The sequence below is a fragment of the Agrobacterium sp. lyk4-40-TYG-31 genome (assembly GCF_030209855.1).
In the GTDB taxonomy this organism is placed as follows: domain Bacteria; phylum Pseudomonadota; class Alphaproteobacteria; order Rhizobiales; family Rhizobiaceae; genus Agrobacterium; species Agrobacterium vaccinii.
The window spans coordinates 369,754-388,410 of record NZ_JARVRE010000005.1 but is presented as its reverse complement, the minus strand read 5'-3'; the positions used below and the strand labels follow the sequence as shown (position 1 = coordinate 388,410).

The window sequence follows — 18,657 nt, the reverse complement described above, 5'->3', positions numbered from 1 at the left end:
ATTTTATGGGAGTGCATGGCCAAACCTCAAAAAAGCAAGCCGGACGATACCATCGCCACCAAAATCAGCCGCACGCTTGCGGACCGCATCGTGCGCGGCGAGCTCGCGCCCGGTGCCCGGCTGCGGCAGGACCATGTGGCTGAAGAGTTTGGCGCGTCGCATGTGCCCGTGCGCGAAGCATTTCGTCGGCTGGAGGCGCAGGGGCTTGCGGTCAGCATTCCACGTCGGGGTGTTCGCGTTGCCGATTTCGGCTTGCCGGATGTGCAGGAGGTGGCGGAGATGCGTGCGGCGCTGGAGGTGCTGGCCCTGCGTCACGCCATCCCTAATCTGACTGCCGCTGTTCTTGATGAGGCCGAGGCGGCAACGCTGGCGGGAGACAGGGCCATGGATGTGCGGCAGTGGGAGGAGGCGAACCGCCGCTTTCACCGCCTGATTACGGCGCCGTGCGCCATGCCGCGCCTGATGGAGGCCATCGACGGACTTCATGCCGCCAGTGCCCGCTTTCTGTTTTCGGCGTGGCGGGCAGGGTGGGAGAGGCGCACCGACACCGACCACCGCGCCATCATCGATGCGCTTCGCGGCAAGCGCGATGAGGAAGCCGTGCGTATTCTTGCCGGTCATGTTCAGTGGATCGGGCGCACCGCAATTCGCACGCCGACGGGCTCCACTCGAGATGCCTTCGCGATCGTCGGATAAATTATAGATAATTTTATATCGCTATAAATCTATGAGAATTATGAATTAATTTCGACTCTATCCACATGGAGTGCGCGTCTCTGCATCGAAATTTCGTCCAAAGCTTCCTTTAGTCGGTCTTTTAGCGATACATATCTCTCTGTTCTTTCAAATTATCTATAATTGAAATTCAGGAGGATATCATGTCCATTCAAGTGCCCACCGCAACCACCGGCTTCCTTGGCCTGTCATCCAGATCATACGTTCAGCAGGCTCTGTTTCTTGTGGCAGGAACGATGATCCTGGCGCTCGCATCCAAGATTGAGGTCCCCATGGTGCCAGTGCCCATCACAATGCAGACATTTGCGGTTACGATGATCGGCGCTCTCTACGGCTGGCGTCTTGGCACATTGACGGTGCTCGCGTGGCTGGGTGAGGCCATGCTCGGACTGCCCGTTCTGGCAGGCGCGGCATCTGGTCTTGCGCCGTTCGTGGGCCCGACGGCAGGCTACCTCGTGGCCTTTCCGGTCATGGCTGCGCTGGTTGGGCTTCTCACCGAAAAAGGTGCGGATGGTGATCGCCCGGTTGCCGCGTTCCTGCTGCATCTGTGCGCGAATGTCCTGTGCCTTGCGCTTGGCTGGGCCTGGCTTGCGGGCCTGATCGGTTCAGAGGCGGCCTGGGTTGGCGGTGTTGCACCCTTTATACTCGGCGCTGTCCTAAAGTCGGCGCTGGCTGCGGCGGCACTGAAACTCATTGCATCGCGCGGCAGAAGCGCCCGGTGACGGTTCGCCTCAGAGCCCATCACCTGCTGTGCATGCTGACCTATGTCGGCAAGGGCTACACGCCCGGCTTCACGGTCAATTATGACCGTGTCGCTGCGCGGCTGAATGCTGGTGAGGAGATCGAGATCGTTTCTGGCCCCGATGACATCTGTGCGCCGCTGCTGGCGGACCCTGATGCACACTGCTTCAGCCAGAGCGTTGTGATACGCGATCAGAAAGCATTGGTGTCTATCGCACATTTGCTGGATGAAGCGGTGGCTGTGCACACGCACGTCACGCCTGACGAGTCCTTCATGAAGAAGCTTCGATCAGGCTTCCGCGATGGTTCCGTGCGCACAGCCTGTTCAGCATGCGAATGGGCCGATCTCTGTAACGAGGTCGCGGCTTCCAATTATTGCGGTGTCAGGATTGCGCCGCCGCTCAATCCGTGATGTTCAGCTCGGTGCGCTCTGCAGCTTTCACCGTGGCGGTCAGCTCCTTGGGCTCACGGTTGGTCTTGTCGTCATAGGTGATTTTGACAGAGTAGTCGCCGGGATGCAGGGTTTCCTGATGGGTGGTGCCGTAGCGACCGGAAATTTCCTTCTGCGTGCCCTGCAAATCCTTGGTTGTTTCGACAATGTCGATACGCTGGGCATCCGGTGCCGTAACGGCCAGAACGCCTGCATTCAGATTGACGGTGACATTCGTCCGCTGTCCTGCCGTGACCGAGAAAGGTATCTCGGCGCTGACCTTTCCAAGCCGCGCCCGCATGACGAAGTCACCAGCAGGCATCTGCATCATCTTGCCTACGCCATAAGTGCCCGTCAGCGTGTCACGCGTGCCATCCAGTGTCTCGGCATGCGAAACCGTTTCGAAGCGGATGTTGTCGGTCTCGACCGCACGGCCACCATCCTTGTAGACGGCATTGGCAATCACAACGCCGCTCGGGATGATCAGGTCGTGACTGACGATGTCGCCAGCCTTGACAGTGACCGTGTCATCGGCGCGCGCGGGGCCGATGCGGCCCTCCAGCGTCAACTGTCCGGCGGGGACGTAAATCTGTTTGGCACCATAGATGCTGTCGCTGAATTCGGCGCCCTGCTTGACTTCGACACGGGCCTGCGGCTCAGCGTCCTTGCTGTCAGGGCTGCGCTTGGGAACGACGGTCAATTGAGCCGCGTTGAAATCCGCCTTCACTTCGGCAACGGATCCATCCTTCACCTCGACAGGTATCTCGCGACGGATGTTTCCCAAGCCTGCCACGGCGATGTATTTGCCGACTGGAATCTTTTCCTCAAACGTCGCGTCGTATGCGCCGCCGACATTCTCATCGCTGCGTCCGCCTGCGCTATCCACTTTATAGAAATCCCAACGCACCTTGTCGCTATTGCCCAACGAAGGTCCGCCCTTCACCAGCACGGCATCGGTGCGCACATTGATCGGCGGCTTGGGAACCGGAGGCGTGGCGGTTTGCGCAAACGCAGCGCTGGCAAAAAGTGTCGATACGATAACGAGAGAAATGCGCATTCTGAAATTACCCCTGCAGCCCTTACCCATGCCTTTCGGCTCCATCACACAGATGGCGCGCAAAATTCCGAAATCACAACGTTAAAAGATGCAACTGGTTCCATTGTGCGCCACTGATTGTGGTTAGAATGGTAAATGCCCCCGACATTGCTTTCCGCCATCAGACAATCGATGCGAGGGGCCAACGTTTCGTTCGGCTCCTCACACAAAGGCAGTTTGCGTATTTTTTTACGCACTTAGCGTGATTTTGCATCACGCGTTCAGTCTTTGATAACCAACTTCGGTAACCATAAGGATCAGTTCAGTCGAGTAAGCGTATGGAGCGAGTACCTATGGCATCAGTGTTTCCGCTGGCCGATTTTCGGCGTGCCGGTTTTGACCTTGCAGGTGATAGCGATGCCTGGAAGGACAGCATCATCAAGGGTGATTGCGTGGCCGCGCTTGAAGCACTTCCCAGTCAATCCGTTGATGCAATTTTTGCCGATCCACCATATAACCTTCAACTGGGCGGCGCGCTCCACCGCCCGGATCAGTCTGTTGTTGATGCTGTCGACAACGACTGGGACCAGTTTGCATCCTTCGAAGCATACGATGCCTTTACTCGCGCTTGGCTGCTTGCCTGCCGCCGCGTTTTGAAGCCCAATGGCACCATCTGGGTTATAGGCTCCTACCATAACATCTACCGCGTCGGCTCCATTCTTCAGGACATGAATTTCTGGATTCTGAACGACATCGTCTGGCGCAAGACCAACCCGATGCCGAACTTCAAGGGTCGCCGGTTCCAGAACGCCCATGAAACCATGATCTGGGCCAGCCGCGATGCCAAGGCCAAGAGCTACACATTCAATTACGAAGCCATGAAGGCATCCAACGACGATGTGCAGATGCGCTCAGACTGGCTATTTCCGATTTGCAGCGGCGGAGAGCGCCTGAAGGGCGATGACGGCAAGAAGGTCCACCCGACCCAGAAACCGGAAGCCCTGCTGGCCCGCGTCATCATGGCATCCACAAAGCCCGGTGATGTCGTGTTGGACCCGTTCTTCGGCTCCGGCACAACGGGTGCGGTGGCAAAGCGTCTGGGTCGCCACTTCGTCGGCATCGAGCGTGAACAGGACTATATCGATGCCGCCTCGGCGCGTATCGCCGCTGTCGAGCCGCTCGGCAAGGCGGAACTGACCGTGATGACCGGCAAGAAGGCCGAACCACGCGTTGCCTTCAACGTGTTGCTCGAAAGTGGTCTGGTTCGCCCCGGTCAGGTTCTGACGGATGCGAAACGCCGTTACAGCGCCATCATCCGTGCCGATGGCACCGTAGCTTCCGCCGGTACCGCAGGCTCCATTCACCGCCTCGGTGCGACGGTGCAAGGGTTGGACGCCTGCAACGGCTGGACCTTCTGGCACTATGAGGACGGTGAGGCCTTGAAGCCCATCGATGATCTGAGAACACTGATCCGCAATGAAATGGCAAAGGCGGGATAAAGCGATCCACCGCTTTGCCCTTGCCAACAGTAGGCGGTCTTGCCGCCCCACAGACTTCGCCCGGTTTTAGTACCTTCAGTCCCGGGTGAAGAGTAGGAGAGGCCCGGCGTTCCCTGAACGTCGGGCCTCTCCGTATTCGTTATTAATCATAACAGAATTTTCTTAAATATATCAATTGCATGGCAAGCCTGGAGCAAGTATGGCTCTCTAGCTAGTGTGTCCAAGGGAGCCACAAGCAAGCCGCCAACGGGTCTAGCCGAACGTCAGACATGATGTTCGTGAAGGTCAGATCCGGGAATAAGAAAGACGGCAACGTTCCCGATTACGAGATTTGACAAATCTGGCCGCTTGCGGCCGGACTGGTGCAGGTAGAAGACCGCCATTTTCGCCTGCACCAGACATTCTCAGCTCAGATGTCGATGCCGTATGCGGCCAGATCGGCTTTCAATTTTTCAGCACCGGTAAAATGCACCGCCTGCCATCCGGCAGCCTTCGCCCCTTCCACATTGGGGAACGAGTCGTCGATGAAAATGCTGCTGGCAGGGTCGAGCCCAAACGTCCGCGCGTGCAATTCGTAAATCGCCACATCGGGTTTGATCAGGCCGACATCGCCCGACACGGTCACGCCGCGTGACAGGGTCAGGAAGGGGTACATCTTCTGTGCTTCCCGAAACGTGTCGGAGGCGAAATTGGTCAGCATGGTCACGTCATAACCTGAATCGATCAGACCTTTCAGAATGTCGACCGAATCGTCATAGGAGTGCGACACCATTTCGTGCCAGTGCAGACGAAAGGCGCGGATCGTCTTTTCGTGGTCAGGGTAAGTCTCTAAAAGCAACGCCTCGGCCTCTTCCCATGTGCGGCCCCGATCCTGCTCCAGGTTCCATTCGTGCGTGCACACATTCTCGAAGAACCATGCCCGCTCTTTGTCATCGGTAATGATGCGGCTGTAGGGAATGTTCGGGTCGTAATGGATCAGAACCTTGCCGATATCGAAAACGATGTGATTGATCTTGGTCATCAATTTTTCCTGCTTTTATCGAATGCGAGAGGAATAGCCTGCGCGATCACTTTTTTCATCACCGTCGGCAGGGCCTGCGCATCAAGATTTGTGACCGGTTCCCACCATTCGTCATTAGCGCCCGGTTTCACGCTGCCGGAAACCTTGGCGCGGAAAATGGAAAGCCGAAGCTCGAAATGGGTGAAGACATGGACGATCGTACCAGTTGCCTCCCAATCCGCATCGAACGGCGCATGGTCGGTGTCGGTACCGCCATCAATCCGTGCCGTCCAAGCCGTGGTCGGCACCTCCGTCATTCCGCCGAGCAGGCCAGTTTCGATCCGGCGACGCAGCAGGATTTCGCCTTTGTCGTTCACCGCTACGAATGCGGCACCGACGCGCACCGGCTTCTCCTTCTTGGCGGCTTTCACCGGAAAACGCTCCGGCTCATCCTGCGCCAGCGCCAGACAGTGGCTGTTGAACGGACAGAGCGCGCAGGCCGGTCGCTTCGGTGTGCAGATGGTCGCGCCGAGGTCCATCATCGCCTGAGCAAAATCACCGGGACGGTCAGCAGGCGTAATCTCCGCCACCTTTGCCCGCATCACACCCTTGGAACCGGGCAGGGGGGCGTCGATGCAAAACAGGCGGGAAATCACCCGCTCCACATTGCCATCCAGTACAGCCGACTGCCGGTTGAAGGCGATGGCCGCGATGGCTGCTGCCGTATAGTCGCCGATGCCGGGCAAGCTCTTCAAGCCCTCTTCGGTGTCGGGAAACACGCCGCCATGCTCATCGGCAACCGCTTCGGCGCATTTCTTCAAATTGCGGGCGCGGGCATAATAACCAAGCCCCGCCCATGCGGCCATCACGTCTTCGCTGGGTGCTGCAGCCAGATCCTCGACCTTCGGCCATAGTGCCAGAAACTTGGCAAAGTAAGGTTTCACCGCCTGGACGGTGGTCTGTTGCAACATGACCTCCGATAGCCAGACGTGGTAAGGATTGGCCCGCAAACCCTTTGCGGTCATCGGTGGTGATGTGCGCCATGGCAGGTCGCGGTGGTGCCTATCGTACCATGCCAGCAGCATGCCCGCATAAACAGGATTGTCGATTTTATGAAGCATGGTTTGCTGTGGTCCTCGTATTGCGCCTATACTTGGTTCATCCGCTTGCGCCGATCAAGCCGCGAGTTGACGAGGTGAAAATGAAAAAGCCCCGCAAAGGCGTTATCCAGATTGCCGAAATCGCAAACGGCATCATCGATCCGGTTCTAGCAAAACGCGCCGGAATCAGCACGTCGCTGCTCGGCTCTTGGGATGAAATCGCCGGCGTGGATTTTGCCGATTGCACCCGCCCGGAAAAGATCACATGGCCGCGCCGTGACGAGGGGCCGGATCGTGGCGGGTATCAGCCCGGCATTCTGACCATCGCCTGCGAAGGCGCGCGCGCGCTGTTTCTCACCCATGCGCAGGGCGAATTGATTGCCCGCATCAATGGTTTCTTCGGCTTCCCCGCCGTGCGCCAGATCAGGATCGTGCAGAAGCCGGTCTCTCAAACGTTGAACCGTCGCCCCAAACCGCAACCGCTGCGTGGTGATGCCGCAAAGCGGCTGGAAGGCATGATGGAGGGCATCGAAAGCGAGGCCTTGCGCAAGGCGGTTGAGCGTCTGGGAACTGCTGTTTTGCAGAAGCGAAAAGCAGGTCGGACGATTTGAAGCAGTCTTTAGGTCAAGACTGTCCTTGACTGGTCACAATTCTTTGACAAGAAGAAAAGAAATGGCCGCTTGTTCTGAACATGTGGCCGCGATATCGCAATTGCAGACGATTCCAGTCTTTCACACATAGGTGCTTGATGCATTTTCCTGAATTCAATATCACCCGTCGCAGCCTTCTGGGCGGTGCTGCCCTTGCAGCCGTCGCCGCATCCATTCCTTTTGCCCTGATGCCCAACGCGGCGCTTGCGCAGGATCTGCCCGAATCATCCGGCAACGTGGACATGGCCGCCGTTCTCAAGCCAGGCCCGCTGCCTGACCGCGCGCTGGGTGATGCGAATGCACCTGTCAAGATCGTCGAATATATGTCGATGACATGCCCGCACTGCGCGCATTTCCACAACACGACGTTCGAAGAAATCAAGAAGAAGTATATCGACACCGGCAAGGTGTACTTCATCATCCGCGAATTCCCGTTCGATCCGCGCGCTGCCGCTGCCTTCATGCTGGCCCGTTGCGCGCCTGAACAGCAGTATTACCCGTTCGTCTCGATGCTGTTCAAACAGCAGCAGACATGGGCAACTGCGCAGGATGCACGCGCTGCCCTGCTGCAAATGTCGAAACTGGCCGGTTTTTCACAGGAGACATTCGAGGCCTGCTTGACGAACCAGAAACTTCTGGATGATGTGAACGCAACGATGCAACGCGGTGCGACGGAGTTCGGCGTCAACTCGACCCCGACCTTCATCATCAACGGAAAGCGCTACGCTGGAGACATGTCTGTGGAAAATATGTCGGCTCTCGTCGACAGCCTTCTCTAAAAGACGTTACCGCACAAAAACGGGCGACGGATATATCCGTGCGTCCGTTTTTTATGACCGCAGGGCCGCAGCATGAAGTTCAACAAGCTGCGCCTGCTCGGCTTCAAGTCCTTCGTCGAGCCCTCCGAGTTCATCATCGAGCCTGGGCTGACAGGCGTCGTCGGCCCCAATGGCTGCGGCAAGTCCAACCTTGTCGAAGCGCTTCGCTGGGTGATGGGCGAAAACTCTTACAAGAATATGCGCGCATCCGGCATGGATGATGTGATTTTTTCCGGTTCCGGTAATCGTCCGGCCCGCAACACCGCCGAAGTCGGCCTCTATCTCGACAATTCCGACCGCACCGCACCCGCCGCCTTCAACGACGCCGATGAAATTCAGGTCACCCGCCGCATCGAGCGCGAAAACGGCTCGGTCTATCGCATCAATGGCAAGGAAGCCCGCGCCAAGGACGTCCAGCTTCTGTTTGCCGATGCCTCCACTGGCGCACGCTCGCCCTCCATGGTCGGGCAGGGGCGCATTGGCGAACTCATCAACGCCAAACCGCAGGCGCGCCGCCAGCTTCTGGAAGAGGCGGCAGGCATCTCCGGCCTGCATTCGCGCAGGCATGAAGCAGAATTGCGCCTGCGCGCTGCCGAAGCCAATCTGGAGCGTCTGGAAGACGTCACGGCGCAACTGGAAAGCCAGATAGAAAGCCTGAAACGGCAGGCGCGACAGGCCAACCGCTTCAAGATGCTGTCGGCGGATATCCGCGCTCGCGAGGCAACCTTGCTGCACATCCGCTGGGTGGACGCCAAGCAGGCTGAAGGCGAGGCGGAAAGCGCGCTCAATCAGGCGACCAATCTGGTGGCCGAAAAAGCGCAGGCACAGATGGAAGCGGCCAAGGCGCAAGGCCTTGCCAGCTTCAAGCTGCCGGAACTGCGTGAAAATGAAGCCAAGGTCGCCGCCGCCTTGCAACGCCTGCAAATTGCTCGCACCCAACTGGATGAGGAAACCAACCGCATCCTGCGCCGCCGTGACGAGCTTGCCCGTCGCCTTGCGCAACTGGGCGAGGATATCGAGCGTGAAGAACGCATGGTCTCCGACAATGCCGAAATTCTGGCGCGTCTGGATTCCGAAGAAGCCGAAATCCTCGAAATTCTGTCCGACTCCGGTCGTTACTCGGAAGAAACCCGCGAAGCTTTCGAAGAAGCCGCCGCAAAGCTGGCCGAGAGCGAACGTGTTTTCGCAAGCCTCACCGCAGAACGCGCCGAAGCCTCCGCCAACCGGACCCAACTGGAGCGCACCATCCGCGATCTGGCTGACCGGAAGGCACGGCTGGACCGTCAAGCCTCGGACGCCGCTGCCGAAATCGAAAACATCGATGAGAAACTCTCCGGCCTTCCGGACCCTTCGGAAAAGCGCGAAAGTGTAGAAGCCGCCGAAATCGCCGTCGAAGACGCCTTGATCGTCGTGGATGAGGCGGAATCGGCTGTGGCAGACGCGCGGTCTGCGGAGGCGCTGGCGCGTGGACCGTTGGATATGGCGCGCAACCGTCTCAACGCGCTGGAAACCGAAGCGCGCACAATTTCAAAGATGCTGGCCGCCGGTGCCGTTTCAGGCTCTTTCACGCCGGTGGCGGAAGAGTTGAAGGTGGATCGCGGCTTTGAAGCAGCCCTCGGTGCTGCCTTGGGCGATGATCTCGAAAGCCCGCTCGACCCCGCCGCTCCGGCCTATTGGACCGCAAACGGCGAAGGTGAGGCAGACCCAGCGCTGCCCGACGGCGTGGCGTCGTTGCTTGCGCATGTCGCAGGACCGGATGCGCTGAAACGCACGCTGCGCCAGACAGGCATCGTCTCAAGCCCTGATGAGGCCAGACGTCTGATGCCTGCGCTGAAACCCGGTCAGCGTCTCGTGACAAAAGACGGCGCGCTGTTTCGCTGGGATGGCCACATCACCAGTGCCGATGCGCCCGGTAATGCAGCCCTGCGGCTTGCCCAGAAAAACCGCCTTGCCGAGCTGCAAGGTGAAGTCGAAGAGGCACGTTACGCTTTGGAGGAAGCCGAAGAACAGCTTGCCGCCAGCGCCGATGAGATTCGACTTGTCGAAAGCCAGCTTGCCAATGCGCGGGAGCGCAGCCGCCTTGTATCCCGTCAACTGGTCGAAGCCCGAGATGCACTGTCCATTGCCGAGCGCGCCTCCGGTGATCTGCTGCGCCGTCGCGATATCGTTTCCGAAGCGATCAACCAGATCAGCGGCCAGATCGAAGACATCGCGGTTCAGGAAGAAAATGCCCGCATCGAGCTGGAAGATGCTGCCGATCTCTCCGATCTCGATCTGCGTCTGCGCGAAAGCCAGTTGGAAGTCGCAACCGACCGCAGCCTTGTGGCCGAAGCCCGGGCGAAACATGAAGGCCTGAACCGTGAGGCCGAGGCACGCCAGCGCCGCATCAACGCCATCGCGCAGGAACGCGCCACGTGGCAGGGCCGTGCCGCCTCCGCCAGCGGCCATATTGCTACGCTGCGGGAACGCGAAGACGAAGCCCGTGAAGAGCTTGCCGAACTCGACATCGCGCCGGAAGAATTCGATGAGAAGCGCCGCGATCTCTTGACACAACTGCAAAAGACCGAGGAAGCCCGGCGGGCCGCTGCGGATCAGCTGGTTGAAGCGGAAAACCTGCAACGCGAGGCGGACCGCGCAGCCGCCATCGCACTGTCAGCATTGGCGGAAGCTCGCGAAAAACGTGGCCGCGCCGAAGAGCGCCTCGTGTCGGCCCGCGAGAAGCGTCAGGAAGGTGAACATCGCATCCGCGAAGCGCTGAACGTCGAGCCTCACATGGCCTTCCGCCTGACGGGCCTGGCGGTCGATGCGCCGATGCCCGAAATACGCGATGTCGAGCGCGATCTGGACCGGCTGAAAATCGAGCGGGAACGGCTGGGTGCCGTCAACCTGCGCGCCGATGAGGAGCAGGCCGAGCTTTCCGAAAAGCTGGCGGCGCTGATCAAGGAACGCGACGACATCATTGATGCGGTGCGCAAGCTGCGCGCGGGTATCCACAATCTCAACCGCGAGGGTCGCGAGCGACTGGTTGCCGCCTTCGATATCGTCAACACGCAATTCCAGCGGTTGTTCACCCACCTGTTCGGCGGCGGCACGGCGGAATTGCAACTGATCGAATCCGACGATCCGCTGGAAGCGGGCCTCGAAATTCTCGCCCGCCCGCCCGGCAAGAAGCCGCAGACGATGACATTGCTGTCAGGCGGTGAGCAGGCGCTGACCGCCATGGCGCTGATCTTCGCCGTCTTCCTCACCAACCCTGCGCCCATCTGCGTGCTGGACGAAGTGGACGCACCGCTGGATGACCACAATGTCGAGCGTTACTGCAACCTGATGGACGAGATGGTGGCCTCCACCGAAACCCGCTTCGTCATCATCACCCACAACCCCATCACCATGGCCCGCATGGACCGCCTCTTCGGCGTCACCATGGCCGAGCAGGGCGTCTCGCAGCTGGTATCAGTCGATTTGCAGATGGCGGAACGGCTGATCGAGACCGTTTGACGTTGATATCATCGATTTATTTTTGCGATTTCGTAAAAATAAACGCCAGAATGCCGCAGCTTCCGTAACGTAAAGTGTGACTATTTATCCATCCTGGCGATGTGCTGCCTTATAGTCTCTCTTGAAAGTTGGCGCACCAGCGACGTCTGCATAATTATTACACATCTCTTGATTGGTATTTTTTCTTGTGAACGAGTAGTTCTGATCATTCTGCGCGCAAACTGATTAAATTATTAGCATAAAGGATATGCTTCATATCTAATTAATTCTTCGAGATCACTCTTTGATCGCGCATTCCATACATCGCCAGACATTATTCGGCTCGGTCCGATTGTCGCGAAAATGCGTCGTTCAAGAGGATCTTCATGTCTATTCGGTCAAAACTTCTGTCCTGCATATTCTTCCTCGTCGCAATACTTGCGGTGACGTCGGTCTTTTCGTTTTACGCGCTGAATGAAGAAGCAAGGCTGCTGCGCAGCGTTGTCGCCGACCGCGTGATACCCATGGCACAGCTCAAATCCATTTCGGATGATTATGCAGTCAAGATCGTGGATACGGTTCATAAGGTCAGTGGCGGCTCCCTGACCGTCGACCAGGGTATCCAGAACATCCGTGGCGCGATGCAGAACATCGACAAGTCCTGGAGGGATTATACCGCCACCTATCTGACAGTTGATGAGAAGCGCCTCGCCGATGAATTTCAGAGCATGCGCCAATCGGCGGATCAGAAAATCCAGGGCATCATCACGCTGTTGCAGGCCGGTAATCTGGAGGAGATCGGCAATTTCGCCGATGGTCAGCTCTATTCGATCATCGATCCCCTGGGCGAGTCCGTCTCGAAACTCATAGATATCCAGTTGACCGCAGCCAAGGACGGCATGGTTGCCGGTGAAGACCTCAAATCCTTCATCGTCCACACCTTGGCCATTCTCGGTGCCATTGCTTTGGCGCTGGCGGTTGTTTGCGTGCTCATCGTCATCCGTGGCGTCATCAAGCCCATTCAGCGTATGACGGGCTCCATGTCGTCGCTCGCATCCGGCAATGTCGATCTGGAAATTCCCGGCGCGGATCGCAAGGACGAGATCGGCAAGATGGCGCAGAACGTCGTCATCTTCCGCAACAATGCCATCGAGCGCGCTCGTCTCGAACAGGAAGCCGATGCCAATCGCAGCCTGTCCGAGAAGGAACGCATTGCCCGCGAAGAACAGAAGGCCAAGGAAGCAGCAGACACCAGCTTTGCCGTGGATAACCTTGCCGATGCGCTGTCGCGTCTTGCCGATGGCGATGTGTCCTACCGCATCAGTCAGCCTTTTGTAGATCACCTTGACGTGGTGCGCGCCAACTTCAACTCGTCCGCTGAAAAGCTGCAGTCTGCACTGAACCGCGTTGCCGACAACGCCCGTGGTATCGACGCCGGTGCCAATGAAATCCGCGCCGCTGCCGACGATCTGGCCAAGCGCACCGAACAGCAGGCTGCATCGGTAGAAGAAACCGCAGCAGCCCTCGAGCAGATCACCACGACGGTGAAGGACAGCACGAAGCGTGCACAGGAAGCCGGTCAGCTGGTGTCCAAGGCCCGCACCGGTGCCGAACAGTCTGGCAATGTCGTTCGCAAGGCCGTGATTGCCATGGAGCAGATCGAAAAGTCGTCGTCTGAGATTTCCAACATCATCAGCGTCATCGATGAGATTGCTTTCCAGACCAACCTTCTGGCGCTCAACGCCGGTGTTGAAGCGGCACGTGCCGGTGAAGCCGGCAAGGGCTTTGCGGTCGTGGCTCAGGAAGTGCGCGAACTGGCACAGCGCTCTGCCAATGCTGCCAAGGACATCAAGGCACTGATCACCACGTCGAACGGTCAGGTCCAGCAGGGTGTGCAGTTGGTGGGCGAGACCGGTCGTGCTCTCGAAACCATCGTTGCCGAGGTGCAGGAAATCAACCGTCACGTTGTGGCGATTGTCGATGGTGCGCAGGAGCAGTCTTCCGGCTTGCAGCAAATCAACACGGCTGTGAACCAGATGGATCAGGACACCCAGAAGAACGCCGCCATGGTGGAAGAGCAGACGGCGGCCAGCCACGGCCTTGCCCGCGAAGCCGCTTCGCTCAACCAATTGCTGGGCCAGTTCAGACTGGGTGGCGGTTACGAAGCACCGCGCCAGGCGACGCAGGCGCAGCGTCCGGCTCCCTCTCCAGCCCGCGCGCTTGGCCGCAAGGTTGCCTCCGCCTTCAACGGCAATGCCGCTGTGAAGTCCGATTGGGAAGAGTTTTAAGCCGAAAGGCTTGAATGACCTGACCCGATAAGATCATGTTTCACACCGCCCGCGCTCGTCGCGGGCGGTTTTTTATGATGAGCGCTGGCGCCTGCGCCGTATTTATGCTGCACTGCGGTGGCAACCTGCCAAGACTGGCGTTTCCAACACTATGACAATGCTGTAAAGGGTTGAAAAACAAGAACGCTTCTGGGTGGAGAGCGTAGAATGAAAAAGTGGGTCTATACCTTTGGCGATGGGATCGCTGAGGGGCGTGCGAGCGATATCGCCATATTGGGCGGCAAGGGCGCAAACCTTGCCGAAATGGCGAGCCTCGGCCTGCCTGTTCCCCCCGGCCTGACCATCATCAGCGAAGCCTGTGCGCGCTACCATCAGGGCGGTCGCTGTCTGCCTGAAGAGTTGAAATTGCAGGTCACCAGCGGCATTTCCGGCATGGAAGCCATTACCGGTCGCACCTTCGGCTCCGGCTCGCAACCGCTTCTTCTCTCCATTCGCTCCGGCGCGCGCGCCTCCATGCCCGGCATGATGGACACCGTCCTCAACCTCGGCCTCAATGACGAGACGGTGCAGGCGCTAGCTAGCGATTCGGGTGACGCCCGCTTTGCCTGGGATAGCTACCGCCGCTTCATCCAGATGTATGCCGATGTGGTGATGGGCCTCGACCACGAAATCTTCGAAGAAATTCTAGAGGATGAGAAGGGTCGTCTTGGATATGAGTACGATACCGAACTGTCGGCGGATGAGTGGCAGCACATCGTCTCGCTCTATAACGGCCTGATCGAAGACGAACTTGGCGAGCCCTTTCCGCAGGACACGCAGGTGCAATTGTGGGGTGCCATCGGTGCCGTCTTTGCCAGCTGGATGAACACCCGCGCCGTCACCTACCGACAACTGCACAATATTCCGGGCGATTGGGGCACAGCCGTCAACGTGCAGGCCATGGTCTTCGGCAATCTCGGCTCTACGTCCGCGACTGGCGTTGCCTTCACCCGCAATCCCTCCACAGGCGAAAAAGAGCTGTACGGCGAATTCCTCGTCAACGCGCAGGGTGAAGATGTGGTCGCGGGCATCCGCACGCCGCAATCCATCACCGAAGAGGCGCGCATAAACTCCGGCTCCGACAAGCCGTCTATGGAAAAGCTGATGCCGGAGGCATTTGCTGAATTCATGCAGATTTGCGGACGGCTGGAAGGCCATTACCGCGACATGCAGGATATGGAATTCACCATAGAGCGCGGTAAATTGTGGATGTTGCAAACCCGTGCTGGCAAGCGCACCACCAAGGCGGCGATGAAGATCGCCGTTGACATGGTGGCCGAAGGTCTCGTTACCACCGATGAAGCCATCTGCCGCATCGAGCCCTCGTCGCTCGATCAGTTGCTGCACCCGACCATCGATCCCTCCATCGAGCGCCCCATCATCGGCTCCGGCCTTCCGGCCTCGCCCGGTGCTGCATCCGGCGAAATCGTCTTCAGCTCCGATGAGGCCGTTGCGGCGAAAGCCGAAGGGCGACGCGTCATTCTCGTGCGCATGGAAACCAGCCCGGAAGACATTCACGGCATGCATGCCGCCGAAGGCATCCTGACCACGCGCGGCGGCATGACCAGCCATGCGGCGGTTGTCGCTCGCGGCATGGGCATTCCCTGCGTCTCCGGCGCAGGCTCCATGCGGGTCGATGTGCGTAACAATGTGCTGATCGGCGTTGGCTGCATGCTGAGACGGGGCGATGTCATCACCATCGACGGGTCGTCCGGCCGCGTGATGAAGGGCGAAGTGCCGATGACGCAGCCAGAACTGTCAGGCGATTTCGCCAAGCTGATGCAATGGGCAGACGCCACCCGCCGCATGACGGTGCGCACCAATGCCGATACGCCTGCCGATGCCCGCGCCGCCCGTGCCTTCGGTGCCGAAGGCATCGGCCTGTGCCGTACCGAACACATGTTCTTCGAGGGTGACCGCATTCAGGTGATGCGGGAAATGATCCTGGCTGAACACGAAGAGGGCAGGCGGGCAGCACTTGACCAGTTGCTGCCCATGCAGCGGCAGGATTTCACAGACCTGTTTTCCATCATGCACGGCCTGCCGGTGACGATCCGCCTGCTCGACCCACCCTTGCACGAATTCCTGCCCAAGACCGATGGCGAGATCGTGGAGGTCGCGGCTGCCATGGGCATGTCGCAGACGCTGTTCCGGCAACGGCTGGATGCATTGCACGAGTTCAACCCCATGCTCGGCCATCGAGGTTGCCGCCTGGCGATTTCCTATCCTGAAATTGCTGAAATGCAGGCTCGCGCCATTTTCGAAGCTGCCGTCGAAGCCGCACGCCAGACCGGCGCACCCGTCGTGCCTGAGATCATGGTGCCGCTGGTCGGTCTTCGCTCGGAGCTGGACTATGTCCGCGCCGTCATCGACCGCGTGGCCGCAGCCGTGGCGCAGGAAACCGGCGTGACATTGGAGTACCTCACCGGAACCATGATCGAGTTACCGCGCGCCGCACTGCGTGCCCATGTCATCGCCGAGGCCGCCGAGTTCTTCTCCTTCGGCACCAACGACCTGACACAGACGACATTCGGCATTTCCCGCGATGATGCCGCCCGCTTCATCGAGACCTATCAGCGCAAAGGCATTATCGAGCGAGACCCCTTCGTCTCACTGGATTTCGATGGCGTCGGAGAACTCATCCGCATCGCGGCAGATCGCGGACGCCAGACGCGGCCAGAATTGAAGCTGGGCATTTGCGGCGAACATGGTGGCGATCCTGCGTCGATCCACTTCTGTGAGGATGCGGGTCTGGACTACGTGTCCTGCTCGCCCTTCCGCGTGCCGATTGCGCGGCTATCTGCGGCGCAGGCAACGCTCTCCATGGCGCAAAAGCGTGACACCGAAACCGTGTCGAAGGTCGTGGCCTTCCGGGCCATTCCGGCGAAGGTCTAACGGTTCTGCACGATGATACGGCGTTCCACCACGACAGGGCGATAGAACATGTCGCGGCTGGATTGTGCTTGCCAAGCACGCGCATCGGCGCGGCGGTCGAGGTCCAGATCCAGCAGGCATCCGGCCATCTGGTCCGTATTGGGGCGGAAGCCATAGCCCCGGCAAGTCGTCTCGTCACGTGCGCGCCGTTCCTCCGGGCTCAGCGTCTGGCAGGACGAGAGCGCCATGGCAACGCCAAGTGCGCCTAGGACGATGGAAACACGCATGGTGATAACTCCTTTAATGTCGGCCTGCCGCTCGATCCGTTTGGCACACTGATACGACTGTTTTCTTCCGTAGAAAAGTCCGGCGTCTGGCAAAGGTTGCGTGGGCGAAACAGATCACGCAAAACTGTGGTAGACCGGGCACCCAGCGCCCAAACGGATTCCCTTCGGCCCGGAAACACATTATGACGTGATATCGGGCGATTCCCGCGAACGCTGCTGTTCGCGCGGGGTGGCTTTCAGCAAGACGACAGCATGTGAGGCGAAACGTATTCGACGGCACATGCGCATCCGGGTGCCGCTTTATGACTGTTCGTTTCGTTCGGCCCGTATCCTATGCGGCCTATCTTTCCCGATATCTCGGGCTGTCTTCGCTCGTCCTGTTTCTCATCGCCGCGCCCTTGCACCGTTTCGGGCCCTTGACCACACCTGATTTCATCTCGCTCGCCCTGTTGTCAGCGGCAATCGCGGTCGCAGCTCTCGTGCTCGCCATGATCGGCCTGTTGCGCCTGTGGGTCTCTGGTGCAAAGGGTGGCATGTGGTCTCTGGCAGCGCTTGCTCTGGCAGCACTACCGCTCGGAGCGGTGGGTTTCGCGACGTTTCTCTATTGGCAGAAACCACCGCTTTACGATGTCTCGACCGATGTCACGGATGCGCCGAACTGGCTCTCCATTCCCAAAGCCAACCAGCAATGGTTGCCCCGCCCGCCCACCGTTTCCAAGGCCGAGCGCGACGTGCAGCTGGCCGCCTATCCCAGCCTTGCCGGTCATCGCTATGAAGGTGCCATCGACCGCGTCTATACGGCTGCACGCAAGGTGGCAAAGGCGCAGCACATCCGCATCGCCCACACCGACGGCCTCATAGGCTCGCTACCGGACGTGCAGCCCGGCGTACCACCGCAGGATCAGACCGAAGGCGCAAACGACACGCCTGTCGAAGAACTGCCGACGAACGTTCCCGTGCCCTTGGCCAGACCGCTCGATGCACCGGCCCCGACCTTCTTCAATGGCAGCGGCGTGGTGCTGTTGCAGGGCGAAATGCGCACCCTCATCTCGGGTCTGCGCTACGATATCCTCATTCGCCTGCGCGAAGACACCGAAACCACCCTCGTCGACGTCCGCATCGCCTCCCGCTATGGTCCCCACGATCTGGGTGTCGGCGCCGAGATGGCCGAAGCCTATCTCGACGCGCTGGACGCGGAAATGCAGGGTTTGAACGATAATTGAACGAGATCAGAGGAAACGACTGCGTTCGTCATCCGTCGGTATCCGGCAAGCTTTACTTCGTCCGGCAATTTTCATTCGGTTGCGGGCGACAAGATCATAAACCCAGTCTCGAAGACTGCGCGGCAAGAAGCGCAAAAGTGCCAAGAGGCTGACAGCCCCGCCCAAAAGCTGAAGCACGCGCAAAACACCATCGGAGCGGGGATAGGCAATCCCGTTTTCAATCAGCAGACTGGTTTCGTAGTTGTCGGTTCGATAGCCGTAGTGGCGCATCAACGCGGTGCCGAGTTCAAATTGCGCAGGCGTGAAGCGAAACACCCTTTTCTTATCGTGCCGTAGAACGAAGTTGATATCCCGAGAGCAAAATCCGCAATCGTCGTCAAAAACGATAAGTGGCTTGTCATCAGGAAAATCCGGAACCGACGGATCGTCGCGGTAGCTGTAAGCCGTAGCCATTTTCTCG

At 59.0% G+C, this 18,657-nt stretch carries 15 protein-coding genes; 10 read left to right on the top strand and 5 right to left on the bottom strand.

The features are described from left to right. The first annotated feature begins 15 nt into the window (after positions 1-15). The 3 genes from QRN55_RS12285 (at position 16) to QRN55_RS12275 (ending at position 1,888) form a co-directional block, all read left to right on the top strand. Positions 16-696 carry a GntR family transcriptional regulator gene (locus tag QRN55_RS12285; RefSeq protein WP_284776905.1) on the top strand — a complete coding sequence of 227 codons (681 nt, stop codon included), beginning with the start codon at positions 16-18 and terminating at the stop codon, positions 694-696. A gap of 182 nt (positions 697-878) precedes the next feature. Next, positions 879-1,457, top strand: a complete 579-nt coding sequence (locus tag QRN55_RS12280) for a biotin transporter BioY (RefSeq protein WP_284776904.1) — start codon at positions 879-881, stop codon at positions 1,455-1,457. After that, entirely contained in the window at positions 1,454-1,888 is a 435-nt protein-coding gene (locus QRN55_RS12275) for a DUF1284 domain-containing protein (RefSeq protein ID WP_284776903.1), read from the top strand. Before QRN55_RS12280 ends, QRN55_RS12275 begins: the two co-directional genes overlap by 4 nt. Here the strand turns inward: QRN55_RS12275 and QRN55_RS12270 are convergent. Beyond that, positions 1,878-2,963 (bottom strand): hypothetical protein, encoded by a 1,086-nt coding sequence (locus QRN55_RS12270; protein WP_284776902.1) that lies wholly within the window; start codon positions 2,961-2,963, stop codon positions 1,878-1,880. The genes QRN55_RS12275 and QRN55_RS12270 overlap by 11 nt on opposite strands. Positions 2,964-3,295: 332 nt before the next feature. On the opposite strand from QRN55_RS12270, the gene QRN55_RS12265 reads away from it, so the two are divergent. Then, on the top strand, positions 3,296-4,441 hold the full coding sequence (locus QRN55_RS12265) for a site-specific DNA-methyltransferase (protein WP_111840642.1): 1,146 nt from the start codon (positions 3,296-3,298) through the stop codon (positions 4,439-4,441). Between the two features lie 409 nt (positions 4,442-4,850). Here QRN55_RS12265 and QRN55_RS12260 read toward each other — a convergent pair whose 3' ends face one another. Continuing rightward, positions 4,851-5,462 carry an HAD family hydrolase gene (locus tag QRN55_RS12260; protein ID WP_284776901.1) on the bottom strand — a complete coding sequence of 204 codons (612 nt, stop codon included), beginning with the start codon at positions 5,460-5,462 and terminating at the stop codon, positions 4,851-4,853. Next, positions 5,462-6,562: an A/G-specific adenine glycosylase gene (gene mutY, locus QRN55_RS12255; protein WP_284776900.1), complete on the bottom strand. Its 1,101-nt coding sequence runs from the start codon at positions 6,560-6,562 to the stop codon at positions 5,462-5,464. Before mutY ends, QRN55_RS12260 begins: the two co-directional genes overlap by 1 nt. 80 nt (positions 6,563-6,642) lie before the next feature. On the opposite strand from mutY, the gene QRN55_RS12250 reads away from it, so the two are divergent. The 5 genes from QRN55_RS12250 (at position 6,643) to ppdK (ending at position 16,708) form a co-directional block, all read left to right on the top strand. Next, entirely contained in the window at positions 6,643-7,152 is a 510-nt protein-coding gene (locus tag QRN55_RS12250; RefSeq protein ID WP_284776899.1) for a DUF721 domain-containing protein, read from the top strand. Positions 7,153-7,289: 137 nt separating this feature from the next. After that, the gene (locus tag QRN55_RS12245) at positions 7,290-7,970 is read left to right on the top strand and encodes a DsbA family protein (protein WP_284776898.1); all 681 of its coding nucleotides are present in this window, start codon (positions 7,290-7,292) and stop codon (positions 7,968-7,970) included. A gap of 72 nt (positions 7,971-8,042) precedes the next feature. Next, complete coding sequence (gene smc / locus QRN55_RS12240) at positions 8,043-11,507, top strand: chromosome segregation protein SMC (RefSeq protein WP_284776897.1); 3,465 nt, start codon at positions 8,043-8,045, stop codon at positions 11,505-11,507. A 365-nt stretch (positions 11,508-11,872) separates the two neighbouring features. Continuing rightward, on the top strand, positions 11,873-13,774 hold the full coding sequence (locus QRN55_RS12235) for a HAMP domain-containing methyl-accepting chemotaxis protein (RefSeq protein ID WP_284776896.1): 1,902 nt from the start codon (positions 11,873-11,875) through the stop codon (positions 13,772-13,774). Positions 13,775-13,981: 207 nt separating this feature from the next. After that, positions 13,982-16,708: a pyruvate, phosphate dikinase gene (gene ppdK / locus QRN55_RS12230; protein ID WP_284776895.1), complete on the top strand. Its 2,727-nt coding sequence runs from the start codon at positions 13,982-13,984 to the stop codon at positions 16,706-16,708. Here the strand turns inward: ppdK and QRN55_RS12225 are convergent. Next, positions 16,705-16,974 (bottom strand): hypothetical protein, encoded by a 270-nt coding sequence (locus QRN55_RS12225; protein ID WP_111840650.1) that lies wholly within the window; start codon positions 16,972-16,974, stop codon positions 16,705-16,707. The two genes, ppdK and QRN55_RS12225, sit on opposite strands and share 4 nt — an antisense overlap. A 302-nt stretch (positions 16,975-17,276) precedes the next feature. Between QRN55_RS12225 and QRN55_RS12220 the strand changes: the two genes are divergently transcribed. Further along, a complete protein-coding gene (locus QRN55_RS12220) occupies positions 17,277-18,197 on the top strand; it encodes a DUF1499 domain-containing protein (protein WP_284776894.1) in 921 nt (306 codons plus the stop codon). A 6-nt stretch (positions 18,198-18,203) separates the two neighbouring features. Here the strand turns inward: QRN55_RS12220 and QRN55_RS12215 are convergent, their stop codons facing one another. Continuing rightward, the gene (locus QRN55_RS12215) at positions 18,204-18,650 is read right to left on the bottom strand and encodes a thiol-disulfide oxidoreductase DCC family protein (RefSeq protein WP_284776893.1); all 447 of its coding nucleotides are present in this window, start codon (positions 18,648-18,650) and stop codon (positions 18,204-18,206) included. Between the last annotated feature and the right edge of the window lie 7 nt (positions 18,651-18,657).